The organism is Sphingobium chlorophenolicum (assembly GCF_000722875.1).
In the GTDB taxonomy this organism is placed as follows: Bacteria; Pseudomonadota; Alphaproteobacteria; order Sphingomonadales; family Sphingomonadaceae; genus Sphingobium; species Sphingobium chlorophenolicum.
Map to the genome: position 1 here is coordinate 1 of NZ_JFHR01000001.1, position 24,788 is coordinate 24,788.

The following is a 24,788-nucleotide window of genomic DNA, read 5'->3' on the forward strand; positions in this document are numbered from 1 at the left end:
CGAGAATATGTTCGGCAGGATCAAGGACTGGCGGCGCATCCACACGCGCTACGATCGTTGCGCCCATACCTTCATGTCCGCCATCTGCATCGCCGCGACCGTCATATTCTGGATCAATCAATGAGTCCTGACCCTAGCGCGGCGCAGGATGTCCGCCGTAGGCCATCGGCGCTGCTGGTTAGCGTCCTCACGCATGGCTCGCCTCCTTTGTCTCGTCGCGCTTAGTACCGGGAGGGACGGCACGGTTTTCCCCGGCGCGATGACGGAACGGCCGATAGTTTCCGAGCTTGGTGCGCGAAGCATACTGGCCATCCTCGAACCCAAGGGGCTTGCCGGCTGCCGTCAGCACCGGCTCTATCGCCTCGACTTCAGGCGCCACCGAAGGAACATCGACGACCGGCGGCGGCACGGGGGGCGAGCTCGCGGGGCGTCCACCAAGCAACGCTTGCCGCCGCTGGTTCACTGCCTCCGCCGCAGCGCGCACGGGATCATCTTCGGTGTGCACGTATTTCATGAACATGGTGACCGTCTTGTGGGCGGTGAGAGCCATACCGACCTTCACAGGGATGCCGGAGTTGGCGATGTCGGTCGCCGAGCGATGCCGAATGCCATGCGTTCCGATATGCGGGAGCCCGGCACGCTGAAGAATGCGCCGCCAGCCCTGGTAATAAGTGTGCTTCGACATCGGCAGTTTGGGGTCGAAGACGGACGGGCAGACGAATGGCGATTCCTCGAGCAGCGGTGCGGTCTCGAAGAGCCGCTGCGCTTCTGCGCTCATGGGCTTGGACATGCCACCAGTCTTGCTGTCGGGCCACACGACGCGCTGATTGTCGTAGTCGATCCAAGCCCACTCGAGCTGCAGGATCTCCGACATGCGCGCCGCGAATTCGAACTGGAGCCGGATCGCCAGAAGGATGAACGGATGCTCAAGCCCCTCCGCCTCGGCGCGCGCGAGGTAGGCGAAGAGCTTCTTCATCTCGCTGTCAGTGATGAGGCGGGTCTTTCCCCGTTCCGGATACTTCGGGACGTGGCGGCACGGGTTCGACCCATCGGGGCGCATGCCCCAGACCTCGGCCATGTTGAACATCTTCCGCACGGCGGCGAGGACGCGGTTCGCGTTCGTGGGCTTCTTCGACATCTTCTTCATCAGATTCGAGATGTCGGCACGCGTGACGTCGGGTACCTTCAGCTGGCCGAGCACTGGGATGATGTAGCGCTTGCCGTAACCGCGGTTCGAATGGACGGTGGATGGCTTGTTGCGGCTCTCCGAGTAGTCGGTGATGAACCGGTCGAAGAGTTCTTTGACCGTCGGCGCCTGCCGGGCCGTGGCCCGCTCGGCGCTGGGATCGACGCCACGGCGAACCTCGGCCAACCAGTCCTGGGCGATCCCTCGGGCTTGCTCGACGGTGATCTCGCCGTAGCGGCCGATAGCGGGCTTACGGCGCTGTCCGTTGTGGGCGACATAAGCCACCATGAAAATCTTGCGGCCGGCGGGCGTGACCTTGACAAGGAACCCGGGTATCGTCGTATCCCGGAGTTCGTAATCGCGCTCCTGCGGGGTTGCGGCGTCTACAGCGGTCTTGGTGAGTTTGATTTTGGGCATTCCTAACCTCCGTTGAGGTCGGATTTCAGGTGCAGAATAGGTGCACCTAGAAAGCCAACCGTAGCGTACGTCCGGCTAGGTATGTGTGATCTGAGAACCGAAAAAAGCTAGTGCTGACAATCGGTTATCGGGAAAACGGATACTGCCGGATACACAAAGGATAGGGCATATCCGGTCTCTCAAAATCCGGTTCCGAAAGGAGTGTCGGTTCGATTCCGACCGCCCGCACCATCCTTGATTTGGCTTCAGCCTTCGCTCAGGCCGTGGCGGACTTTTCCGGCGAATAATCATCAGCCACGAACCGCGCCGCCGCCGTCAGGATTCGGCGCGACAATGTCTCGTCATTGACCGCTCGCGCCAGAGTGAGCGCTCCGACCAGCGTGGAAAGGATTATGGCTGCGTCATCGAAATCTTTGCGTTTGGGCGAGGAAGACAGGACGTCTTCGAATAATTCCAAATGCGCTTCCACGCCTTCGGTGAATTTGGAACGCACCCCATCCCCTTCTCGCGCCGCATCGGATGCCAGCGCGGCGAGCGCGCAGCCCCCTGACGCGAAGTCGCGATGGGCCACCGACAGATAATAGTTGGCGAGCGCAGACACGGGCCGGTCTGCGTCGGCGCAAGCCGCGTCGGCCAGCTTGTTCACGCTCTGGGTCAAGGCCCGTTCGCTCGCCTCCTCCGCCAGCGCCGCCTTGGATGGAAATTGCCCGTAAAAAGCGCCGCGGGTGAGGCCCGCGCCCTTCATCAGGTCATCCAATCCGATCCCATCGAAACCATGCTCCCGGAACAGACGGCTCGCGACATCGATCACATGCTCCCGGTTCATTTCCGCCTGTTTTCGACTGACGCGCATTTTCTCCCTTTCAGCCGCTTGACTCGTTAAATGTCGAATGACATCTATAATAAATGTTGATCATCATGTAAACGCCTGGCTCGCGTCAGGCCGATGAAAGTGAAAGGAACGCTCGTGTCGACGGCAGCAACTGCTCCAACCCAATTCGTGGAGGTCGGCGGGCGCCGGCTGGCTTATAGAGACTTCGGCGCGGGCACCCCCTTGCTGCTCTGCCTCAGATTTCGGGGCACCATGGATAGCTGGGATCCGGCCTTTCTCGACGGGCTTGCCGACAACGGATTCAGGGTCATCATCTTCGACTATAGCGGCCTGGGTTCCTCCACGGGGGAGCGCACCTACAACCCGGCCTCGCTCGCGCGGGACGCCGCGGACCTGCTCGGCGCGTTGCAGATCGAAAAAGCGGCCGTCGGCGGCTGGTCGGTCGGCGGAATCGCCGCGCAGATCCTGCTCGCAACGGCGCCGCAGCGCGTCAGCCACCTGGTCCTGATCGCCACCACGCCGCCGGGACAACTGGTCAAGAGCGGCGAGCCTCTATTCTACGAACTGGCCAAGCGGGACAATGATTTCGAAGACGTCGTCGCCCTGTTCTTCGAACCCAAGTCGGCGGCGAGCCGCCTCGCCGCCGAGCAGTCCGAACAGCGGATCGCCGGGCGGACGACGGACCTTTCTCCGGCCGTTCCCTACGAATGGGCTGGTCCGCAATTGGGCGACGGCCCGCGCAACCCGATGTTTCCGGCCGACGCGGTGTTGCAGGCGCTCAAGAACACGAAGGTTCCTGTCGTCCATATCGGCGGCGACCATGACATCATCTTTCCGGTGGAAAACTGGCACGCCCTGGCCGGTGAACTGCCGACCCTTCGGATAGTGACATTCCCTGAGACGGGCCATGGCCCGCAACATCAATATCCGAAGGAGAGCGCGGACTATATCGCCTCCTTCGTCAAAAACGCCCGCTAACGCAGCCAAAAAAGCCCGGCAGCCATTGGCTGCCGGGCAGGCGAGCTTTCACAAAGTAAAAGCTTCGGGTCGCGGCGCGGCGATTAACCATAAATATTTAGAATGCCAGCGAAATTCCGCGATACATCCAAAATGGATCAATCCCCTGCCGCGCCGCCCTGCAATCTGAACCACGGGATCATCCGCGCAATCGCATCCTCCACCCTGTCAGTGGAAACGGCAAAGCTGAACCGCACATGCCGATGCCCGTCCACCGGATCGAAATCGATCCCCGGCGCCGTCGCCACCCCCGTCTCCCGCAACAGCCGCTGACAGAAGGACAGGCTGTCATTGGTCAGATGCCCCACATCCGCATAAATGTAGAAGGCCCCATCCGGCGGCGCGATCTCCTTCAAACCCAGCGCAGGCAACGCCGCCAGCAGCAACTCCCGATTACGGCGGTAGGTCGCGACATGCCCCTCCAGCTCATCGATGCAGTCGAACGCCTTCAACCCCGCATGCTGCGCCAGGGAAGGCGGCGTCAGGAACAAATTCCCCATCCGCGCCCGCGCCGCGTCGATCAGGTCGGGCGGAAACACCACCCAGCCCAGCCGCCACCCGGCCATGGAAAAATATTTGGAAAAGCTGTTCACGACCACCGCGTCCGGCGCGAATTCCAGCATCGACCGCGCCGCTTCCCCGTAACTCAGTCCATGATAAATCTCGTCCGACACGATCCGGATGCCCCGCGCCCGGCAAACCCCGGCGATCCGCGCCATCTCCTCCGCCGGGATGATGGTCCCGGTAGGATTGGCCGGACTGGCGATGATCACGCCATCGGGCGCGGGTGCCCTGGCCTCCAAAGCCGCCGCACCGATCTGATAGCGCTCGGCAGGCCCGCAATCGACCTCCAGCGGCTCCAGATACATCGCCTTCAACGTGTTCCGATAGGCCACATAACCGGGCCGCGCCGTAGCCACCCGCGCTCCCGGCGCGAACAGGCTGCTCAGCGCCAGCACCAACCCCGGCGAAGCCCCGCAGGTCAGCAATATCTGCTCCGCCTCCACCGCCACGCCGTACCGTTCCCGATAATGCAGCGCGATCCGCTCCTTTAGCGTGGGGCTTTCCCAATAGCCCATCGGATCGCGGTCCAGCACGGCATGGGCCTCCGCAATCGCGGCGGATGGCGCCCCGGTGGAAGGCTGGCCGAATTCCATATGCAGGATGGACCGCCCCTCCGCCTCCAGCCTGTGGGCTTCCCGGCTGATGGCGATGGCGTGAAAAGGATCAATATTGGCAACCATGCGCCGCCTCTTACCCGCCCCGCAACCTTGTCACAATTGCCGCGTTGGACGTGGGTGAACGAAACCATCCTCGACGCCCTGCAATATTATGGCGCCGCCGCCGCGACCATCGCCGCCCTCATCGTATCGCTGAACCTCGGCCGCCGCATCACCGGCTGGGCGTTCATATTGTTCGTGACTTCCTCGATCGCCCTGATCGCCTGGGGTTTCCTGTCCGAAGACAGCGAAGGCATCGGCTTCCAGAATATCGCCCTGCTCGGTATCAACATGGTCGGCGTCTGGCGCTACCTTTTCTCAAAGCACAAACCCCGCGACTAAATTCCCGTCATTCCCGCGAAGGCGGGAATCCATCTCCTGACCGTCCCGCCTTACTCAACTGATGTGAGATGGATTCCCGCCTACGCGGGAATGACGATTCAGAAGCGGCATCACTCCGAAATCCACACCTCCACCGAAACCGCATGCTGGCAAAGCGCCACCCGGATCGGTAATTCCTCCACCGGCCCTCCCGCCAAAGCCCGGTCATAAACCGCCTTCTTCGCCGCCCCGCCAATCTGCAAAAACACATGACGGCTCGCCAATATAGCCGCCGCGCTCATCGACATGCGCTGATGCGGCGCGGCGGGCGGCGTCACCGCCAGCGTCAAGGCTACGGTCGAAAGCCCCTCCGCCAATTCTCCGGCCCCCGGAAACAGCGAAGCCGTATGCCCATCCTCCCCCATGCCCAACAGCACGATATCCAACGGCCAGGGCAGGGCCGCAAAAGCCGCCTCGCACTCGGCCTGCCCGGCATAGGAGTCCGCCGCCTTATTCTTCATCGGAACGAACCGCGCCGCCGCAGCCTTACCCTGCAACAAAGTCTCACGCACCAGCCGCTCATTGCTGTCCGCATGGTCCGGCGCGACCCAACGCTCATCGACCAGCGTCACGATCACCTTGCCCCAATCGAGCGCCGCGCCCGCCAAAGCCTCCAGCACCGGCCTGGGCGACCGTCCGCCCGACAAGGCGATGGTCGCCACCCCCCGCTGCGCGACGGCGTCGCCCAGTATCAGGGCGATCCGCCGCGCCATATCCGCCGCCGCCAGCGCCCCATCTACGAAAAGATGTTCGGTCGGCATGGCGTTACTCCCCGCGTATCTCCGTCAGCCTGCGCTCCCATGCCAGTGCATGGGTCACGATCTGATCGAGATCGGCATAAAGCGGCGTCCAGGGAAATTCCCCCATGATCGCCCGATTGTCGGAAATCAGCGCATCCGGATCGCCCGCGCGCCGCCCCTCCATCCGCCGGTCGATCTTCAGGTTCGTCACCCGGTCCACGGCGTCCAGCACCTCCAGCACCGAAAAACCGCGCCCATAACCGCAATTCAGCAGATAATTCTGCTCCGGTTTCGCCATCAAAGCCTCCAGCGCCAGCACATGCGCCGCCGCCAGATCGGTGACATGGATATAGTCGCGCACCCCGGTCCCGTCCGGCGTATCGAAATCCGTCCCGAACACCGAAACATGGCTCCGCTTGCCGAGCGCTGCCTCGACGGCCACCTTGATCAAGTGCGTCGCCCCCGCCGTAGACTGCCCCGTCCGCCCCGCCGGATCGGCCCCGGCGACGTTGAAATAACGCAGCGCGCAGAAATTCATCGCATGCGCCGCGCTCACGTCGCGCAGCATATATTCGGTCATCAGCTTCGACATGCCATAGGGATTGATCGGCCGCTGTGGCGTCGTTTCCCTGACCGGACTTTCCTCCGGAATCCCATAGGTCGCCGCCGTCGAGGAAAAGATGAAATGCGGCACGCCCACCGTCACCACGCTCTCGATCAGGTCGCGGGTCTTGGCGCTGTTGTTATGATAATATTTCAGCGGATTTTCGACCGATTCCGGCACCACGACCGATCCGGCGAAATGCATCACCGCCTTCACCCCATGGTCGCGCAGCGTCTGCTGCACCAGCGGCTGGTCAGCAATATCCCCCTGAACGAAGGCCACATCGCCCGGCACCGCCCAACGGAAACCCGTCACCAGATTGTCGATCACCACGACGCCATAACCCGCGTCGCGCAGCGCCAACACGGCATGGCTGCCAATATAGCCGGCCCCGCCCGTGACCAGAACCGTCGGCTTGTCGCTCATAAAATCTCCCTGTGACACGCGCTGCCATACCCTTTTACCGTCATGCTGAACTTGTTTCAGCATCCATCGTGCCTCCAGCGCAATTCTTGCAAGAGGCACGATGGACCCGAACCAGGTTCAGGATGCCGACAAGGCGGCAAGCCCGTTCTTTATCAGGGGACTAGATCAGCTTCGCGACGATTCCCACCCCATTCATGCCGCGGCGCGGGACGAAACGGGCCGATAGAAGGTCGCCCCGCTGGCCGCCATCTCCCGCAACTGCGCGGTGGGGGCGAACCGTCCCCCATGCGCCGCCGCCAGCCGGTCCAGCACCGCCACGACAGCAGCGATGCCGACCGTATCCATATGGCTGAACGGCCCGCCGGTATAGGGCGCGAAGCCCCATCCGAAGATCGCGCCGATATCGCCATCCTCCGGCGTTTCCAGCACGCCTTCCTCGAAACAGCGGGCGCATTCGATCAACTGGCGATAGAGCAGCCGCTCCATCACCGCCTCGACATCGGGCTGCGCGTCGGCGCGGGGGAACATCTCCGCCAGCCCCGGCCACAAATGCTTCTTCCCGCCTTCGGGATAGTCATACCAGCCCTTGGCGCTCTTGCGCCCCAGTCGCCCCAGTCCGACCATCCGCTCCATCACCGCATCGGACGGCTGGGCGACATAGGCGTCGCCCAGTTCCTTGCGCGCCGCGACCATGATCTTGTGGCCCAGTTCCAGCGAAACCTCGTCGCCCACGGCCAGCGGCCCAACGGGCATGCCCAGTTGCCGCCCGGCATTTTCGATCAGCGCCGGGCTGATCCCCTCCGCCACCATCTCCACGCCTTCCTGCACATAGGTGGCGAAGCAGCGCGAGGTATAGAAACCGCGCGCATCATTGACGACAATGGGCGTCTTCTTGATCTGGCTGACGAAATCCAGCGCCTTGGCGATAGCGGCCGGGCCGGTTTCCTTGCCCAGGATGATCTCCACCAACGGCATCTTCTCTACGGGCGAGAAGAAGTGGACGCCGATGAAATTCTCCGGCTTGCTCCACGCCCTGGCCAGCTTGGTGATCGGCAGGGTAGAGGTGTTGGACCCGAAGATGATGTCCGCGCCCAGCACTTCCTCGACCTTCTTCGTCACCTCCGCCTTGATGGCGACATCCTCGAACACCGCCTCGATCACGAAGTCCGCCCCGGCCAGCGCCGCATAGTCGGTGGTCGGCGTCACGCGGGCCAGCGTTTCCGCCATCTTCTCCGACGTCAGCCCCTTGCCCAGCCGCTTCTGCAACACCGCCTCGACATGCGCCTTGCCCTTTTCGGCATAGGCCTGGTCGCGGTCGAACAGCACGACCTCCATGCCCGCCTGCGCGGCCACGGTGGCGATCCCCGCGCCCATCATGCCCGCGCCCAGCATGGCCAGCTTCTTCGTCGGCGCCTTGGGCTGGTCCTTGGGCCGCCGCGCCCCGCGTTCGGCCGCCTGCTTGTTGACGAACAGGCTGCGGATCATGTTGGCCGCCTGCGGGTCCGCCGCGACCTTGGCGAAATATTTGCTCTCGATCCGAACGGCGCGATCCATGGGCAGGGTGATGCCTTCATAGACGGCGGACAGCAGCGCGACCGGCGCATTCATGTTGCGCTGGGTCTGCTTCAACGTCATCGGCAGCGCGCCCGCCATGGTCTGCGCGAAGCCGGGGTTGAACCCGCCCGCGCCGCCCGGCACCTTGAATCCCTTGACGTCCCATGGCTGCACCGACGCGTTGGGGTTGGCCTTCACCCAGTCCCTGGCCTTTTCGACCGCCGTGCCCTGCGGCACGACCTCATCGACGACCTTCATCATCGCGGCCTCTGCGGGACGGAACAGCTTGCCCTGCAACATGTACATCAGCGACGCCTGCACACCCATGATGCGCGGCAGACGCTGCGACCCGCCGCCGCCGGGGAACAGGCCGATCAATATTTCCGGCAGGCCAAGCTGCGTCTTCGCACTGTCGCCCACCACGCGGCGGTGACAGGCCAGCGCCAGTTCGAACCCGCCGCCGACGCACGTGCCCTCGATGGCGCAGGCGACCGGCTTGCCGCAGGTTTCCAGCCGCCGGAACAACTGGTTCAGCATGAAAACCTTGTCGAAGATCGCGGCGGGGGAGGGGGCCTTTCCGCCTTCGCTGCCCAGCATCGACCCGAAATATTTAAGGTCCATGCCCGCCATGAACCCGCTGTCCTTGCCCGACGCGATCACCGCGCCCTTGATCGCCTCCTCGGACGAAATGCGCGTGATCGCCGCGTCCAGATCGGCCATGAAATCCGGGCCGATGACGTTCATGGACTGGCCGGGAACGTCGATGGTCAGCGTGGCGATGCCGTCGCCGTCTATGTCGAAATTGATGCTCTGCATTTTGGGCAACCTTTCCTGCCTCCGTTCGTGCTGAGTAGGGGCTGAGCTTGTCGAAGACCCGTATCGAAGCATTGATCCTTCGATACGCCATTTCGACGGGCTCAATGGCTACTCAGGACGAACGGCTCGAATGTTCAAACGCGCTCGATGATGATCCCGGTGCCCATACCCGCGCCGACGCACAGGTTGATGAGCGCGGTGCCCTTGCCGGACCGCTCCAGCTCGTCCAGCGCGGTGCCCAGCACCATCGCCCCGGTCGCGCCCAGCGGATGGCCCATGGCGATGGCGCCGCCATTGACGTTGATCCTGTCATGATCGATGTCCATCGCCTGCATGTAGCGCAGCACGACGCTGGCGAAGGCCTCGTTCAATTCCCAGATGTCGATGTCGGACTTGCTCATGCCCGCCCGCTTCAACAGCTTGCCCGCGACATATTCCGGTCCGGTCAGCATGATCAGCGGCTCCGATCCGATGGATGCCATGGCCCTGATCCGGGCGCGGGGCTTCAACCCGTATTTCTCGCCCATCTCCCGGTTGCCGACCAGCACCGCCGCCGCACCGTCGACGATGCCGCTGCTGTTCCCGGCATGGTGGACGTGATTGATCTTCTCCACTTCCGGATAGCGCAGCAGCGCCACCGCGTCGAAACCGGGCATATCCTCGCCCAGCGCGGCGAAGCTGGGTTTCAGGCTGGCGAGCGACTGCATCGTCGTGTCCGGCCGCATATGTTCGTCATGGTCCAGCACGACCGATCCGATGACGTCCTTCACCGGCACGACCGACCTTGCGAAACGCTTCTCGTCCCAGGCGGCCTTGGCGCGCTTCTGGCTTTCCACCGCATAGGCGTCGACATCGTCGCGGCTGATGCCGAATTTGGTCGCGATCAGGTCCGCGCCGATGCCCTGCGGCGCGAAATAGGTCTTGTAGGCGACCGCCGGGTCCATCGCCCATGCGCCGCCGTCCGAACCCATGGGCACGCGGCTCATCGATTCGACGCCGCCGCCGATGGCGAAGCCCGCCTCGCCCGAATGGACCTTCGCGGCGGCCATGTTCACCGCCTCCAGCCCCGACGCGCAGAAACGGTTGATCTGCACCCCCGGCACGGTCTGCGCATAATCCGCGTTCAGCGCCGCGACGCGGGCGATGTCCGCGCCCTGTTCGCCCACGGGACTGACGCAGCCCAATATCACGTCGTCGACGTCGGCGGTGTCGATCTCCGTCCGGTCGCGCACCGCCTGCAACATCTGCGTCGCAAGCTGAATGGGGGTGATTTCGTGCAGCGACCCGTCGGCCTTGCCCTTGCCGCGGGGCGTTCTGACGGCATCGTAGATAAAGGGTTCCATGACTTTCCAATCCTCTCCGCAGGGCGGGATAACGCGGCTGAATGTATTTACGTTTACGTAAAGTGCAAGCCTCAATCGTCGACCCGCGCCGCCGTTACGGCATCTTCCTTTTGCGCTCCGCCAACCCGCTTCAATTCTTTTAATGCTTCATGGATTTGACCCCGCCGCCTTATTCCGCTTCATGGGGCCGGTGTCAGACTCGGACCCCTCGCAAGCGCCGTCGCCCCTTTCGATTCCGATCTTCCGGGCGATCTGGTGGGCCAGCCTCGCCTCCAACTTCGGCGGCCTGATCCAGTCGGTCGGCGCGCAGTGGATGATGACCTCTCTCTCCGCCTCGCCCCAGATGATCGCGCTGGTCCCGGCGGCGACGACCCTGCCGATCATGCTGCTGTCGCTCTGGGCCGGGGCGGTGGCCGACAATAGCGACCGGCGGGTGGTGATGCTGCTTTGCCAGCTCTTCATGCTCGTCGTTTCCGCCCTGCTGTCGCTGTTCGCCTGGATGGGATGGGTGACGCCCTGGGCGTTGCTGGGCTTCACCTTCCTGGTCGGCTGCGCCACCGCCATCAACGGTCCCGCCTGGCAGGCGTCGGTCGGCGACATGGTGCCCCGCGCCGCCTTGCCCCACGCGGTCTCGCTCAACTCCATGGGCTTCAACATGGCGCGCAGCATCGGCCCGGCGCTGGGCGGCATCATCGTCGCCGCCGCCGGAGCGGCCGCCGCCTTCCTGGTCAATGCGGTCAGCTATATCGGCCTGGTCGCGGTGCTGGCCCGCTGGCGGCCCGAAGCCGTCCCCCAGCTTCTGCCCCGCGAACGCATCGGCATCGCGATGCGGGCGGGCGTCCGCTATGTCGCCATGTCCCCGAAGATCCAGGTCGTCCTGCTGCGAAGCGCCGCCTTCGGCATCGGCGCCAGCGCCGTTTCCGCGATGATGCCGCTGGTGGCCCGCGACCTGCTGGGCGGCGGCGCGCTGACCTTCGGCGCGCTCAGCGGCGCGTTCGGCGGCGGCGCGGTGCTGGGGGCGCTGTCGACGGAGCAGTTGCGCCGCCGCTTTTCGGTGGAGACCATCGTGCGCTGCTCCGCCCTGGCGCTGGCGACGGGCACGGTGATGATGGCGGCCAGCGACTGGCTGGCCGTGGCGCTGGCGGGTCTTTTACTGGCGGGCGCGGGGTGGGTGATCGCCCTTTCGACCTTCAACGTCTCGGTCCAGATGTCCGCGCCGCGCTGGGTCGTGGCCCGCGCCGTCGCCCTGTATCAGATGATCGCATTCGGCGGCATGGCCGTGGGCGCCTGGCTGTTCGGCACGCTGGCGGAGGATCATGGGGTCGTCATCGCCCTCTATGCCGCCGCCGCCGTCCAGTTCGTCTCCGCGATCATCGGCTATGTCCGGCCGCTGTCGCAGGCGGGCGAGGAAAATCTGGACCTCCAGAATCTGTGGCGGGAACCGGAGACCACCGTCCCCATCGAACCCCGCAGCGGCCCTGTCGTCGTCACCATCGAATATCGCATAGCCGCCGGATCGGTCGTCCCCTTCCTCATCGCGATGAGCGAGCGCCGCCGCATCCGCCGCCGCGACGGCGCCCATGGCTGGTCGCTGCTGCGCGACCTGGGCGATCCCGAACTGTGGGTGGAACGCTATCATGTGTCGACCTGGCTGGACTATGTCCGCCACAACAGCCGCCGGACCGTCGCCGACAGGGCGAACACCGAAGCCATCAACGCCCTGCATCTTGGCCCCCATCCGCCGGTCGTCCATCGCATGGTGGAACGGCAGACCGGATCGCTGCCCATCGGACGCTCGGTCGATCCCCGCGAGATGGGCGATCCGATGACCGACCCCACCCGGTCGAGCTGACCGCTATTCCGGCCGTCGTTCGGTCAGATCGTCCGGCGTATCGATGTCGCGCAGGCTTGCGCCCATGGTCTCGATCTGCATCCCCCGGCTCAGCAGCGCCCGCGCCCCCTGGTCTCCGCGCAGCGCCAGCAGTTCGGGAAAATGCTTCCGCCCGATGAAGGCGGGGGGAGAGGAGGAGAAGCCGTCGGTGCTGGCCACGACGGACCGTACGTCCTTGGCCGCCATGCAGATGCGGTTATAATGGGTCTGCGGCACGTCGGGCATGTCGGCCAGGCAGATCAATATGCCCCTGCATTTGCGAATTGGCATGACATGTTCCACTGCGCGGATAATGCTGCCCGATATGCCGTCTTCCTGCCGGTCGTTGACCAATATGTTGTACCCGCGCCGCTCCAGGCGTCGGTGCAGCACCGGCGCCCGGTCGATGGGCCGGACCACCGCCACCAACTCGCCAAAGATCATGGACGCGATGGTTTCCAGCGCATGGACGGCGACCGGCTTTCCGCGCCATTCGGCCATCAGCTTGTCCTCTTCCCCGAAACGGGAGGAAGCGCCTGCTGCAAGGAGGACGGCGGCGATCTGTTCGGTCCGCATGGTTCCCTGTGAATGTTGGTTGCGACCCGGTTTATCCGGTTTGATACTCCTGTGCCATCGGGACGATTGCGTGTCCAGCGGGGCGAGGGGGCTGGCGTTCTCGCCGATCAGACGCCATATGCCCCAAAGCAACAGAGGAGTGGTGCCGTCCATGGAATATGATCCCGATGCCGAAGCCGCTGGCGAGTCGGTCAAGATCCCGGTTCCGGCGGACGTGGCCGATGCGATCCGCACGCTGATCCGCTGGTCCGGCGACGATGCGGGGCGGGAAGGGCTGCTGGAAACGCCCGAACGCGTGGCGCGCGCGTGGAAGGAATATTGCCGCGGCTATGGCGACGATCCGGCCTATCACCTCTCGCGCATCTTCCATGAGGTGGGCGGCTATGACGATATCGTCCTGTTGAAGGACATTCCGTTCCAGTCGCATTGCGAACATCATATGGCGCCCATCGTCGGCGTCGCCCATATCGCCTATCTTCCCGGCCAATATGTCGTCGGCATATCGAAACTGGCCCGCGTGCTGCATGCCTTCGCCCACCGGCTTCAGGTGCAGGAACGGCTGACATCCGAAGTCGCCAACTGCATCTGGGAGCATCTGAAGCCGGAAGGCGTGGCGGTCGTCATCGAAGCCACCCATGGTTGCATGACCGGGCGCGGCGTGCGCACCCCCAATGTCGTCATGAAGACCAGCCGCATGCTCGGCGTCTTCCGTGACGATGTGAAGAGCCGCGAAGAAGTGCTGAAGCTGATCGGCGCGTGAGCGAGGAGGATGCCCCCGCCTACCGCCCCCTGGGAGGGGCGAAGGCGCGTCCGGAACAGTCCGGCGCGCGTCCCTTGGCGCAAAAGCGGCTCGCGCTGGTGACGGGCGGCCATCGGCGGCTGGGCGGCATCATCGCCGCCGCCTTTGCGCGGGCGGGCTATTCGCTGGCGATCCACGGCAGCCACGACACCCGGCTCGATTCCCACCTGGCCCTGACGCTGGAGGAAAATGCGACCGAGTGGGAGGGGTTCACCGTCGATTTCAGCGATCCGGAAAGCGCAGAGGAACTGGTGGCGCTGGTGGCGGAACGCTTCGGCCGTCCGCCCGACATCCTCGTCAACAGCGCGGCCTTGTTCGGGCAGGACCGGATCGACAATGTCAGCGCCGAAGATCTGATGCGCCACTATGCCGTCAATTGCGCCGCCCCCGCTTTGTTGACCAAGGCTTTCGCCACCATCCCGGCAGGGACCGGCGACCGGTGCATCGTCAACATATTGGACCAGCGGATCGACCATCCGCATGGCGATCAACTGGCCTATACGCTGTCGAAAATGGCGCTGGCGGGCCTGACGCGGCTGTCCGCCTCGACATTGGCGCCGCAGGTCCGCGTCAATGCCGTCGCGCCGGGCCTCACCATCGCGACGCCCGATTATGACGACGGCCAGATGGAACGCCTGTCCGTCATGATGCCGCTGGAGCGGCTGCCGCAGGCGGAGCAGATCGCGGAGGCCGTCCTGTATCTGGCGGGCGCTGACGCGGTGACGGGGCAGACCCTCTATATCGACGGCGGCGCGCATCTGCGCAGCTATGACCGGGACTTCATGCATCTGTGCCGATAGCGGCTGCGAAGATGCGGCCCGGCGGGACTGGCCAAGCACCGTCGCCGTGCATAGAGCGATAGCAAATGCTCGCATGAATGGAGACGGCAATGGCTTATGAAACGATCCTGGTGGAACAGCGCGACGCGGTCACGCTGGTCACGCTCAACCGTCCGCAGGCGCTGAATGCCCTGAACGCCCAGGTGCTGAAGGATTTGAGCGCGGCCTTCGCCGCCTATGACGCCGATCCGACGCAGCGCTGCCTGGTCCTGACGGGCAGCGAAAAGGCGTTCGCGGCAGGCGCCGACATCAAGGAAATGGTGGAAAAGGAAGCGGCGGACTTCTTCCTGGAGGATTTCTTCTCCGGCTGGCAGAGCAATGTCGTCGCCACCCGCAAGCCGTGGATCGCGGCAGTCGCCGGTTTCGCGCTGGGCGGCGGGTGCGAACTGGCGATGATGGCGGACTTCATCCTGGCGGCCGACACCGCGAAATTCGGCCAGCCCGAAATCAAGCTGGGCGTTGCGCCGGGCATGGGCGGATCGCAGCGCCTGACCCGCGCCGTCGGCAAGGCGAAGGCGATGGAAATGTGCCTGACCGGCCGCATGATGGGCGCGCAGGAAGCGGAAAGCGCCGGTCTGGCGGCACGGATCGTCCCGGCGGCGGACCTGCTGGATGACGCACTCAAGACCGCCGCGACCATCGCAGGCATGCCGCCCATGGCCGCGATGGTGAACAAGGAAATGGTCAATCTGGCGTTCGAGACAGGGCTGGCTCAGGGCATATTGACCGAACGCCGCCTGTTCCAGATCCTGACCGCGACCGAAGACAAGAAGGAAGGCATGGAAGCCTTCGTCGAGAAGCGCGCCGGAGTGTGGAAGGGCCGCTAAGGCTGCCTGATCAAATCCTCCCTACGCGCAGCGTGGGGAGGGGGACCGCCGCCGAAGGCGGTGGTGGAGGGGAAATACGCAGGTCGCGCCCATTCCCCTCCACCAGCCTTCGGCCGGTCCCCCTCCCCATCTCCCGATGGGGAGGAATAGGATAGGTCCGCCTACCACCCACGATATCCAAAGCGAGGGGAGCTACTTCCCCTCCAACATCTCAATCATCAGCGAAAAGTCCCGCCCAGCTTCGCCCCGATTGGCGAGCAGTTGATAAAGCGACTCCGCCGCATTCCCCATCGGCACGCTCGCCCCGACCAAAGCCGCCGCTTCGCTCGCCAGCTTCAAATCCTTCAGCATCAGCCCCACGGCGAAACCGCCCTGATAGCCATTGTCCGACGGACTTTGCGGCCCCACGCCCGGCACCGGGCAATAGCTGGTCATCGACCAGCTCTGCCCCGAAGACACGCTGGAAATATCGTAGAAGGTCTGCGGGTCCAGCCCCAGCTTCTTCGCCATGGCGAACGTCTCGCATGTCGCCACCATCGTCGCGCCCAGAAGCATGTTATTGCAGATCTTGGCCGCCTGCCCATTGCCCGCGCCGCCGGCATGGATCACCGCCTTGCCCATCGCCGACAATATCGGCCTCGCCCGACCGAAAGCCTGCTCCGTACCGCCGACCATGAAGGTCAGCGTGCCGCCGTTCGCCGCCGCGATGCCGCCCGAAACCGGCGCGTCGACCATCTCGAACCCCTTGGCGACGGCGGCTTCCTCGACCCGCCGCGCCGTTGCGACGTCGATGGTCGAACAATCCAGCAACAGCGCATCCGCCTTCGCCGCGCCGAACACCTCGCCCTGATAGACGCCCTCCACATGCTTGCCCGCAGGCAGCATGGTGACGACCGCATCGGCGGCCGTCACAGCCTCCGCCGCGCTGGCGCAGCGCACCGCGCCTGCTTCGGCCGCCTTGGCCAGCGCCTCTTCCGACAGGTCGAAGGCCCGCACGGCAAAGCCGTTCTTCAGCAGATTGGCGGCCATGCCGCCGCCCATATTGCCCAGCCCGATAAAGGCGATGGTCTGGCTCATCTCAAGGCACTCCTCTTATCCATCAGCCGCGCAATTCGGGCAGCGGCGTCCATTCCTTTTCCGGGGGCAGGGGCGCGAACAGGCTGTCGACCAGTGCATCGGTCACATCCTCCGCCCGCGCCGGATTCCATCGCGGCGCATTGTCCTTGTCGAAGATCACCGCCCGCACACCCTCGACGAAATCGGGACGGCGGATAACATGATGGCCGATGCGATATTCGTTGCGCATATTGTCGGCAAAGTCGGTGAAGCCCGCACCCTCCACCATCTGCCGCAGCGCGACCTTGATGGTCTGCGGCGACTTGGTGGCCAGGGTGGCAAGCTGCTCCCGCGCCCAGTCCGACCCGTCCGCCTCCAGCGCCGCCAATATGTCCTCGAACCGGTCCGAAGCGAACAGCCGGTCGATCTCGTCCCGATGCGCTTCCCAGGCGGAGGGCGGCGGCGTATCGGCCATCCCGTCCAATATCTCGGCCAGTCCGTCCGGATCGGCGATGATCCGCGCCTTCACCGCCTCCAGCTTGTCCGAAGCCATATAATGGGTCGCGATGCCGATGGCCGCGCAATCCGCGCCCTTTACCCGCGCCCCAGTGGTGGCGAGCCACGCCCCCGTCCGCCCCGGCATGCGCGGCAGGAACCAGCCGCCGCCCACATCGGGAAACAGCCCGATGCCCGTCTCCGGCATGGCATAGGTCGTCCGCTCCGTCGCCACGCGATAGCGCGCCGGATCGGAAATCCCCACGCCCCCACCCATGACGATGCCGTCGATAAAGGCGACGATCGGCTTTTCATAGACGAACAGCAGGTGGTTCATCCGATATTCGGTGAAGAAGAACTGCTCCGCCTCCGAACAGTCGCCCTTGGCGCTGTTGGCGATCATGGCGATGTCCCCGCCCGCGCAGAAACCGCGACCCTCGGCATGATCCAGCATGACAGCCACGACCGAGTCATCGACCCGCCACGCCAGCAGCGCATCGATGATCGCGCCGCACATTTCGGTGGTCAGCGCATGGATCGCCTTGGGCCGGTTCAGCCTTATCCGCCCCACGCCATTGTCGAGGGAAATCAGCACCTGATCAGTCATAAAATCTCCCGCGCTCACTGTCGCAGCATGTCGCGGGCGATGATCATCCGCATAACCTGATTGGTGCCTTCCAGGATCGAATGCACGCGCAGATCGCGCCAGAAACGCTCGACCGGATAGTCCATCAGATAGCCGTAACCGCCATGCAGTTGCAGCGCCCGGTCCACCACCGAAGACCCCGTATCCGTCGCCAGCCGCTTCGCCATGGCGGCGAAGCGCGTCTTGTCCGGCGCATTCTCCGTCACCTTGACCGCCGCGGCGTAGAGCAAGGTCCGCGCCGCCTGCAATTCCGTCTCCATATCCGCCAGCATGAACTGCGTATTCTGGAAATCGGCGATGCTCTGCCCGAACTGCTTGCGGTCCTTGGTGTAGGCCAGCGCCTCGTCGATGCAGCGCTGCGCCCCGCCCAACGAGCAGGCGCCGATATTCAGCCGCCCGCCGTCCAACCCCATCATCGCGATGCGGAAGCCTTCGCCTTCGCCGCCGACCAGATTTTCCACCGGCACCCGCACGCCGTCGAAATTCACCTGCGCCGTCGGCTGCGAATGCCAGCCCAGCTTGCGCTCCTGCGCGCCAAAGCTGACGCCCGCCATATCCTTCTCGATGACCAGGCAGCTTATGCCCTTCGGCCCCTCATCGCCGGTCCGCACCATGACGACATAAATCTCATTCTCCCCGCCGCCGGAGATGAACTGCTTGGACCCCGTGACCACATAATGATCGCCGTCCTTCACCGCCCGCGTCTTCAGCGCCGCCGCGTCGGACCCCGAACCGGCCTCGGTCAGGCAATAGCTGCCGATCCGCTCCATCGGCACCATGGAGGGCAGATATTTGTCCTTCACCGCCTTGCCGCCGAACCGGTCGATCATCCAGGACGCCATATTGTGGATGGAGATGAAGGCGCTGGTCGACGGACAGCCATAGGCCATCGCCTCCATGATCAGCGCCGCTTCCAATCGGCCCAGCCCGATCCCGCCCGCTTCCTCCGACACATAGATGCTGCCAAAGCCCAGCTCCGCCGCGGCGCGGATGGTCTCGCGTGGGAAGATGTGCTTTTCGTCCCATTCCGCCGCGAAGGGCGTGATCGCATCGGCGGTGAACCGGCGGGCCATCTCCTGAATGGCCAACTGGTCCTCGGTGAGATCGAACTGGCTCACAAACTCTCCTGACATGCGCTTTGAACTTTCCCTTAGATATAATGCGGAATTGCCTGCAACAACGCAGTTCTGCATAGCGATGCAGCAATTTTGCAGACGGGGCAGGGCGAGCGATGTTCGATTGGGACGATCTCAGGGTCTTTCTGGCGGTGGCGCGTACGCGCAAGATCGCCCCGGCGGCCCGCGCCCTGGGCATCGACGCGACCACCATCGCCCGGCGTCTCGCCCGGCTGGAACGCACGCTCGGCCCCGAATTGTTCGAGATGGGGGCAGGGGAGCGCACCCTGACCGCCCATGGCCAGGCGCTGCTCCACCATGCCGAAAGCATCGAAAGCGCCGCCCTGGCCGCCATGGAGGAGGCGACCGGCCGCGAACATCATCTGAGCGGCCAGGTGCGCCTCTCGGTGGCGGAGGGCTTCGGAACCTGGGTGCTGGCGCCGGGCCTCGCCGATTTCAGCCGTCGCCATCCCGGCATCCGGCTGGACCTCATCACCGCGTCGGGCTTCCTCAACCCGTCCAAGCGGGAAGCGGACATGGCGGTCATGCTCGCCCGGCCCCAGCGGGGTCGGCTGTCGGTCCGGCGCATGGGCGACTATCGCCTGCACCTCTACGCGTCCCCCGACTATCTGGAGCAGGCCGGCGCGCCCGGCAGCACCGCCGCCCTGCGCGGCCATGTGCTGGTCGGCTATGTGCCCGAATTCATCTTCTCGCCCGAACTCGACTATCTGGACGAAGTGGAGGCGGGACTGGAGGCCAGCCTGCGCGCCACCAGCATCAACATGCAGCATCGCATGATCGCGGAAGGTGCGGGTATCGGCGTGCTGCCGGACTTCATCGCCGGGCGCGATTCCGCGCTGACGCCGGTCATGGCGGATCAGGTGGAGATCATGCGCAGTTTCTGGCTCGTCACCCATGGCGACCTTAAGAAACTGCCCCGCATCGCGGCCGTGGCCCAATGGTTGCAAGAGCGCATCGAAACCTTGAAAGCGTGATCGGCCTTCGCCAAATGGCGGGAAAGCGTTCCTAAAACCCATCGACGCCATCCATCCGGCCCGCTAAGGGAGTCTCCATGACAGCAAAATGGTCGCATCTCGCTCATGCAGCATAAGACGAAGTGCAGCCGGGCGATCGCCTTGCCCAACAGCGAATTTCGCACGCGGGCGACCGAATATCTGGACTTTCTGGCCGCCTGGGTGAAGAAGCCGCGCCAGACCGCCTCGGTCGTGCCCAGCAGCCGTTATCTCGCCCGCCTGATGGTCGAACATATCGTCCCGGACGACGGGCGCGTGATCGAACTGGGCGGCGGCACGGGCGTCTTCACCCGTGCCATATTGCGCACCGGACTGCCCCCCGAAAAGCTGGAGGTGGTGGAGATCAATCCCGCCTTCGCGCGCGGGCTGCGGCGTCATTTTCCCCATGTCTCCGTACTCGAAACCCCGGCGCAGATCGTTTCCACGGCGACGGCTGGCGAAGCGGGCGAATATCAGTCGGTGATCAGCGGCCTGCCGCTGCTGGCCATGGACCGCCAACTGCATTCCGACATCTTGTCGGAAAGCTTCCGCATGTTGCGGCCGGGCGGGGCCTTCATCCAGTTCACCTATTCCCTGCGCCCCCCGGTCAACCGCGAGATATTGGACGCGCTGGACCTGGACGTCGTCCGCGTCGGCCAGACCGTCCGCAACTTTCCGCCCGCCACCGTCTTCCGCTTTTTCCGCAAGGGAGAATAGAGCCGGTTGCACGGCGCGGGCGGCACCCTATCTTTGCGCCTCAGCAAAAGGGGGCAATGCCGCGCATGGCATCCATCATCACCGTTTCCGGCCTGACCAAAAGCTATGCTTCGGGTTTCCAGGCGCTCAAGGGCGTCGACCTGGAGATAGAGGAGGGCGAGATTTTCGCGCTGCTCGGCCCCAATGGCGCGGGCAAGACCACCATGATCTCCATCATCTGCGGCAATGTCAGGGCGACCGGCGGCAGCGTCACCGTGGCGGGACATGACATCGTCCGCGACTATCGCGGATCGCGCTCCGCCATCGGCCTCGTGCCGCAGGAACTGCATACCGACGCGTTCGAACGGGTGATCGACACCGTCACCTTCTCCCGCGGCCTGTTCGGCAAGCCGCGCAACGACGCCTATATCGAGAAGATATTGCGCGACCTGTCGCTGTGGGACAAGCGCCACAGCAAGATATTGGAACTGTCCGGCGGCATGAAGCGCCGCGTGATGATCGCCAAGGCGCTGTCCCACGAACCCCGTATACTGTTCCTGGACGAGCCTACAGCGGGCGTCGATGTCGAACTGCGCCGCGACATGTGGAAGCTGATCGGCGAACTGCGCCAGACCGGCGTCACGATCATCCTCACCACCCATTATATAGAGGAGGCGGAGGAGATGGCCGACCGGGTCGGCGTCATCGACAAGGGCGAATTGATCCTGGTCGAAGAAAAGACCGCCCTCATGAAAAAGCTGGGCAAGAAGTCGCTGACCGTCGTGCTGGCCGAACCGCTTGCCGCCGTGCCGCCGGAACTGGCCGAATGGCAGGTCGCGCTGAAGGCGGACGGCCATGAGATCGAATATCTGTTCGACACACAGGCGGAGCGGACCGGCGTGTCGTCGCTGCTGCGCAAGCTGGGCGACCTCGGCATCGGCTACAAGGATCTCAATACGCAGCAGAGCAGCCTGGAGGACATTTTCGTCAGTCTGGTCCATCAGGAGAAGGCGGCATGAGCGGCTTCAATTACCGCGCCATCTGGTCGATCTACAGGTTCGAACTGCACCGCTTCCGCCGCACGCTGCTGACCGGCCTGCTGGTGCCGGTGATCACGACTTCGCTCTATTTCGTGGTGTTCGGCGGCGCGATCGGTTCGCGCATGACGCAGATCGACGGCATAGCATATGCCGCCTTCATCGTCCCCGGCCTCATCATGATGTCGATGTTCACGGAAAGCATCTTCAACGCCAGCTTCGGCATCTACATGCCCAAATTCACCGGCACCATCTATGAACTGCTGTCGGCGCCGGTATCGGCGGCGGAAACGATCATCGCCTATGTCGGTGCGGCGGCCACCAAGTCGCTGATCGTCGGCACGATCATCTTCCTGACCGCGCATCTGTTCGTGGACCTGCCCGTCGCCCATCCGCTGGCGATGATCGGGTTCATGCTGCTGATCGCGATCAGCTTCTGCCTGTTCGGCTTCATCCTGGGCATCTGGGCGCAGAGTTTCGAACAGTTGCAGGTGATCCCGATGCTGATCGTCATGCCGATGACCTTCCTGGGCGGGGCCTTCTATTCCATCCATATGCTGGCTGAACCGTGGCGGACGATCACCCTGTTCAATCCCATCGTCTACCTGATCTCCGGCTTCCGCTGGACCTTCTTCGGACGCGGCGACGTGGGCATCGAACTCAGCCTGCTCTTCGTCGCGGGCATGCTGGTCCTGTGCCTGGCCATCATCGGCTGGATGTTCCGCACCGGCTACCGCATCAAGAAATAGGCAGGCGCGACAAAAGCGAACCTATCCTATTCCTCCCCATCGAAAGATGGGGAGGGGGACCGCCGCCAAAGGCGGTGGTGGAGGGGAAATACGCAGGTCACGCCATTTCCCCTCCACCAGCCTGCGGCCGGTCCCCCTCCCCACGCTTCGCGTAGGGAGGAATTAATGTCCGCTATAGGCCATCTCCCGCCATCCAAATTCGTTCAACTCAACCGATCGATCGCATCCGCATCCAACCCGCCGGGAATGATCATCAGCGGGCAGGGCAACTTCCCCGCATCTGCGCCCGCGAAGTGAGACACCAGAACGCCCGGATGCCCGCTGGCCGCCGCGCCCAGCACCAGCGCCGCAACATCGTCCATCTCCTCCAGCGTATGCCGCACCACCGTCACCGGATCGCCCTGCCGTACGGTGATGCTGGGGCGGATGCCCGATTCGTCGGTCAACGTACCCGCCGCGCTCATCACCAGCGCCTCGGCGCGTTGCAGCGCCTCATCCTCCATCGTCGCCTGCACGCCGCCCCATTGCACGAATTCGGCGGGCGGGATCAGCGCCAGGATGCGGATCGCGCCCGCCGTCTTGGCGGCGCGCCGGGCGGCGAAGCGAAGGGCGGTCTCCGCCTCCGCCGATTCGTCCACGACAACCAGATATGTCCGCATAACCTGCATCCTCATAGCGTAGCGACTATCCGGCCAGCATGCCACGAATCGTTTTTCGAACCGATATGGTTTGTCATGAACCAGTCTGGTGAAATCTGTTCGATTATCGGCCTGCGCGCAAGGCTTGGCTTGACCGGCCCCGCCAAAGCGCCGAAACGAAGCGCATTGCCCCATAGCGGATAAAAATGAGAGGCCCTCTTCCATGAGCAAAACGATCCAGATGCCTGCCCTGTCCCCGACCATGGAGGAAGGGACGCTGGCGAAATGGCTGGTGAAGGAGGGCGACAGGGTTTCCTCCGGCGATCTGCTGGCGGAGATTGAGACCGACAAGGCGACGATGGAATTCGAAGCCGTGGACGAAGGCGTCGTGGCCCAGATATTGGTGGCCGAAGGGTCCGAAGGGGTGAAGGTCGGCACCGTCATCGCCATCATCGCGGAGGAGGGCGAGGATAGCGCCCAAGCCGCCAAGACGGCCCCCGCGCCAAAGGCCGACCCCGTTCCTCCAAAGGCGGAGGCACCTGCTCCCGCCCCGGCCCCCACGGCCAAGGCCGCACCCGCCAAGTCCACCGGCGACCGCGTAAAGGCCAGCCCGCTCGCCCGCCGTCTTGCGGAGGCGAAGGGCCTCGACCTTTCCACCATATCCGGTTCCGGCCCCAACGGCCGCATCGTGAAGGCCGATCTTGAAGGAAGCGCGCCCGCCGCACCGGCCCCCGCTCGGGTTTCGGCCCCCGCCACTATTCCCGCCGCCGCCCCGGCCGCCGCGCAGGATTTCGGCATCCCGCACGAAGTCATCAAGCTCAGCGGCATGCGCAAGACCATCGCGCGCCGCCTGACCGAATCCAAGCAGCAGGTGCCGCACATCTACCTGACCGTGGACGTGCAACTCGACAAGTTGCTCAAGCTGCGCAGCGAACTGAACGCAGGCCTGGCCTCGCGCAACGTCAAGCTGTCGGTCAACGACCTGCTGATCAAGGCGCTGGGCGTGGCGCTGATCCAGGTGCCAGAATGCAACGTGCAGTTCGCGGGCGACCAGATGCTGCAGTTCAAGCGCGCCGACATCTCCGTGGCCGTGTCCATCCCCGGCGGCCTCATCACGCCCATCGTGACCGAAGCCGACAGCAAGGGCGTCGCCGCCATCTCCACCGCGATGAAGGATCTCGCCGCCCGCGCCAAGGACGGCAAGCTCAAGCCGGAGGAATATCAGGGCGGCACCGCCTCGCTTTCCAACATGGGCATGTTCGGCATCAGGCAGTTCGAGGCGGTCATCAACCCGCCCCAGGGCATGATCCTGGCGATCGGCGCGGGCGAAAAGCGGCCCTTCGTGATCGACGACTCGCTCCAGATCGCGACCGTCATGTCCGCCACCGGCAGCTTCGACCACCGCGCCATCGACGGCGCCGACGGCGCCCGACTGATGCAGGTGTTCAGGGAACTGGTCGAAAACCCGATGGGGATGCTCGCCTGATGTCCGCGCTGGACGAACTGCCGCCGACGGACAGCCCGTCGGTGCGCGTCATCGCCATGCCCGCCGACACCAATCCCTATGGGGATATTTTCGGCGGCTGGCTGATGAGCCTGATGGATTCGGCCGCCGGTTCCGTCGCCGCCCGCCACAGCCACGGCCGCGCCGTAACCATAGCGGTGGAGGGCATGACCTTCCTGCGCCCCGTGGTCGTGGGCGATGAAGTGTCGGTCTTCGCGCAACTGGTTTCCGTCGGACGCACGTCGATGAGCATCGCCGTAGAGGCGTGGCGCCGCGCGCGCCACGACGACCGCTCCTATCGCGTGACGAAGGCGACCTTCACCTTCGTCGCCATAGGGGAGGATCGCCAGCCCCGTTCGGTGCCGCCCATCGTCCCTGCGGCGGCGTGACAT

General features: G+C 64.4%; 25 protein-coding genes. 13 read left to right on the forward strand and 12 right to left on the reverse strand.

The genetic code is table 11. The features are described 5' to 3' along the window. The coding region (locus BV95_RS23345; protein WP_037446144.1) for a transposase at positions 1-124 on the forward strand (124 nt) is incomplete at its 5' end. A 63-nt stretch (positions 125-187) separates the two neighbouring features. On the opposite strand, the gene BV95_RS00010 is transcribed toward BV95_RS23345, so the two are convergent. After that, on the reverse strand, positions 188-1,603 hold the full coding sequence (locus BV95_RS00010) for a tyrosine-type recombinase/integrase (RefSeq protein ID WP_037446148.1): 1,416 nt from the start codon (positions 1,601-1,603) through the stop codon (positions 188-190). A 256-nt stretch (positions 1,604-1,859) separates the two neighbouring features. Beyond that, complete coding sequence (locus BV95_RS00015) at positions 1,860-2,456, reverse strand: TetR/AcrR family transcriptional regulator (protein ID WP_037446150.1); 597 nt, start codon at positions 2,454-2,456, stop codon at positions 1,860-1,862. A gap of 114 nt (positions 2,457-2,570) precedes the next feature. Between BV95_RS00015 and BV95_RS00020 the strand changes: the two genes are divergently transcribed. Continuing rightward, positions 2,571-3,413, forward strand: coding sequence for an alpha/beta fold hydrolase (locus tag BV95_RS00020; protein ID WP_202901546.1), 843 nt, complete (start codon positions 2,571-2,573; stop codon positions 3,411-3,413). Between the two features lie 137 nt (positions 3,414-3,550). On the opposite strand, the gene BV95_RS00025 is transcribed toward BV95_RS00020, so the two are convergent. After that, on the reverse strand, positions 3,551-4,696 hold the full coding sequence (locus BV95_RS00025) for an aminotransferase class I/II-fold pyridoxal phosphate-dependent enzyme (RefSeq protein ID WP_037446154.1): 1,146 nt from the start codon (positions 4,694-4,696) through the stop codon (positions 3,551-3,553). Between the two features lie 54 nt (positions 4,697-4,750). Here BV95_RS00025 and BV95_RS00030 point away from each other — a divergent pair, with 54 nt between their 5' ends. After that, entirely contained in the window at positions 4,751-5,014 is a 264-nt protein-coding gene (locus BV95_RS00030; RefSeq protein WP_013847037.1) for a hypothetical protein, read from the forward strand. 110 nt (positions 5,015-5,124) lie between these two features. Here BV95_RS00030 and pgl read toward each other — a convergent pair whose 3' ends face one another. The 4 genes from pgl to BV95_RS00050 all read right to left on the reverse strand — a co-directional run bounded on the left by pgl (position 5,125) and on the right by BV95_RS00050 (position 10,536). After that, complete coding sequence (gene pgl, locus BV95_RS00035) at positions 5,125-5,814, reverse strand: 6-phosphogluconolactonase (protein WP_037446157.1); 690 nt, start codon at positions 5,812-5,814, stop codon at positions 5,125-5,127. 4 nt (positions 5,815-5,818) lie between these two features. Continuing rightward, positions 5,819-6,823 carry a UDP-glucose 4-epimerase GalE gene (gene galE, locus BV95_RS00040; protein ID WP_037446160.1) on the reverse strand — a complete coding sequence of 335 codons (1,005 nt, stop codon included), beginning with the start codon at positions 6,821-6,823 and terminating at the stop codon, positions 5,819-5,821. A 192-nt stretch (positions 6,824-7,015) separates the two neighbouring features. Then, on the reverse strand, positions 7,016-9,193 hold the full coding sequence (locus tag BV95_RS00045) for a 3-hydroxyacyl-CoA dehydrogenase NAD-binding domain-containing protein (RefSeq protein ID WP_037446162.1): 2,178 nt from the start codon (positions 9,191-9,193) through the stop codon (positions 7,016-7,018). Positions 9,194-9,327: 134 nt separating this feature from the next. Beyond that, positions 9,328-10,536, reverse strand: coding sequence for an acetyl-CoA C-acetyltransferase (locus BV95_RS00050; protein WP_013847033.1), 1,209 nt, complete (start codon positions 10,534-10,536; stop codon positions 9,328-9,330). Positions 10,537-10,717: 181 nt separating this feature from the next. Between BV95_RS00050 and BV95_RS00055 the strand changes: the two genes are divergently transcribed. Further along, a complete protein-coding gene (locus BV95_RS00055) occupies positions 10,718-12,388 on the forward strand; it encodes an MFS transporter (protein ID WP_037446164.1) in 1,671 nt (556 codons plus the stop codon). Positions 12,389-12,391: 3 nt separating this feature from the next. On the opposite strand, the gene BV95_RS00060 is transcribed toward BV95_RS00055, so the two are convergent. After that, positions 12,392-12,982, reverse strand: coding sequence for a nucleotidyltransferase family protein (locus BV95_RS00060; protein ID WP_037446166.1), 591 nt, complete (start codon positions 12,980-12,982; stop codon positions 12,392-12,394). Between the two features lie 151 nt (positions 12,983-13,133). Between BV95_RS00060 and folE the strand changes: the two genes are divergently transcribed. From folE to BV95_RS00075, 3 genes are all read left to right on the forward strand, one after another. Further along, positions 13,134-13,742 carry a GTP cyclohydrolase I FolE gene (gene folE / locus BV95_RS00065; RefSeq protein WP_037446168.1) on the forward strand — a complete coding sequence of 203 codons (609 nt, stop codon included), beginning with the start codon at positions 13,134-13,136 and terminating at the stop codon, positions 13,740-13,742. Next, positions 13,739-14,581 carry an SDR family oxidoreductase gene (locus tag BV95_RS00070; RefSeq protein WP_037446170.1) on the forward strand — a complete coding sequence of 281 codons (843 nt, stop codon included), beginning with the start codon at positions 13,739-13,741 and terminating at the stop codon, positions 14,579-14,581. Before folE ends, BV95_RS00070 begins: the two co-directional genes overlap by 4 nt. A gap of 89 nt (positions 14,582-14,670) precedes the next feature. Next, positions 14,671-15,447, forward strand: a complete 777-nt coding sequence (locus BV95_RS00075) for an enoyl-CoA hydratase-related protein (protein ID WP_037446172.1) — start codon at positions 14,671-14,673, stop codon at positions 15,445-15,447. Positions 15,448-15,639: 192 nt separating this feature from the next. On the opposite strand, the gene mmsB is transcribed toward BV95_RS00075, so the two are convergent. The 3 genes from mmsB to BV95_RS00090 are packed head-to-tail and all read right to left on the reverse strand — an operon-like array spanning position 15,640 to position 18,777. Next, a complete protein-coding gene (mmsB, locus tag BV95_RS00080; protein ID WP_037446174.1) occupies positions 15,640-16,524 on the reverse strand; it encodes a 3-hydroxyisobutyrate dehydrogenase in 885 nt (294 codons plus the stop codon). A gap of 22 nt (positions 16,525-16,546) precedes the next feature. Next, a complete protein-coding gene (locus BV95_RS00085; protein WP_037446176.1) occupies positions 16,547-17,605 on the reverse strand; it encodes an enoyl-CoA hydratase/isomerase family protein in 1,059 nt (352 codons plus the stop codon). Positions 17,606-17,619: 14 nt separating this feature from the next. Then, complete coding sequence (locus BV95_RS00090; RefSeq protein ID WP_037446178.1) at positions 17,620-18,777, reverse strand: acyl-CoA dehydrogenase family protein; 1,158 nt, start codon at positions 18,775-18,777, stop codon at positions 17,620-17,622. Positions 18,778-18,875: 98 nt separating this feature from the next. Here BV95_RS00090 and BV95_RS00095 point away from each other — a divergent pair, with 98 nt between their 5' ends. From BV95_RS00095 to BV95_RS00110, 4 genes are all read left to right on the forward strand, one after another. Beyond that, complete coding sequence (locus tag BV95_RS00095) at positions 18,876-19,754, forward strand: LysR family transcriptional regulator (RefSeq protein ID WP_037446180.1); 879 nt, start codon at positions 18,876-18,878, stop codon at positions 19,752-19,754. A gap of 105 nt (positions 19,755-19,859) precedes the next feature. After that, on the forward strand, positions 19,860-20,489 hold the full coding sequence (locus BV95_RS00100; RefSeq protein WP_037446182.1) for a class I SAM-dependent methyltransferase: 630 nt from the start codon (positions 19,860-19,862) through the stop codon (positions 20,487-20,489). Between the two features lie 65 nt (positions 20,490-20,554). Continuing rightward, positions 20,555-21,487 carry an ABC transporter ATP-binding protein gene (locus BV95_RS00105; protein ID WP_037446184.1) on the forward strand — a complete coding sequence of 311 codons (933 nt, stop codon included), beginning with the start codon at positions 20,555-20,557 and terminating at the stop codon, positions 21,485-21,487. Continuing rightward, the gene (locus tag BV95_RS00110) at positions 21,484-22,254 is read left to right on the forward strand and encodes an ABC transporter permease (protein ID WP_037446186.1); all 771 of its coding nucleotides are present in this window, start codon (positions 21,484-21,486) and stop codon (positions 22,252-22,254) included. Before BV95_RS00105 ends, BV95_RS00110 begins: the two co-directional genes overlap by 4 nt. 203 nt (positions 22,255-22,457) lie before the next feature. On the opposite strand, the gene BV95_RS00115 is transcribed toward BV95_RS00110, so the two are convergent. Next, the gene (locus BV95_RS00115; RefSeq protein ID WP_013847020.1) at positions 22,458-22,913 is read right to left on the reverse strand and encodes a universal stress protein; all 456 of its coding nucleotides are present in this window, start codon (positions 22,911-22,913) and stop codon (positions 22,458-22,460) included. A gap of 202 nt (positions 22,914-23,115) precedes the next feature. Here BV95_RS00115 and BV95_RS00120 point away from each other — a divergent pair, with 202 nt between their 5' ends. Both BV95_RS00120 and BV95_RS00125 read left to right on the forward strand, forming a co-directional pair. Further along, positions 23,116-24,378 (forward strand): pyruvate dehydrogenase complex dihydrolipoamide acetyltransferase, encoded by a 1,263-nt coding sequence (locus BV95_RS00120; protein WP_037446188.1) that lies wholly within the window; start codon positions 23,116-23,118, stop codon positions 24,376-24,378. Further along, positions 24,378-24,785 carry an acyl-CoA thioesterase gene (locus BV95_RS00125; protein ID WP_037446190.1) on the forward strand — a complete coding sequence of 136 codons (408 nt, stop codon included), beginning with the start codon at positions 24,378-24,380 and terminating at the stop codon, positions 24,783-24,785. The genes BV95_RS00120 and BV95_RS00125 overlap by 1 nt, the downstream gene beginning before the upstream one ends. The last annotated feature ends 3 nt before the right edge of the window (positions 24,786-24,788 follow it).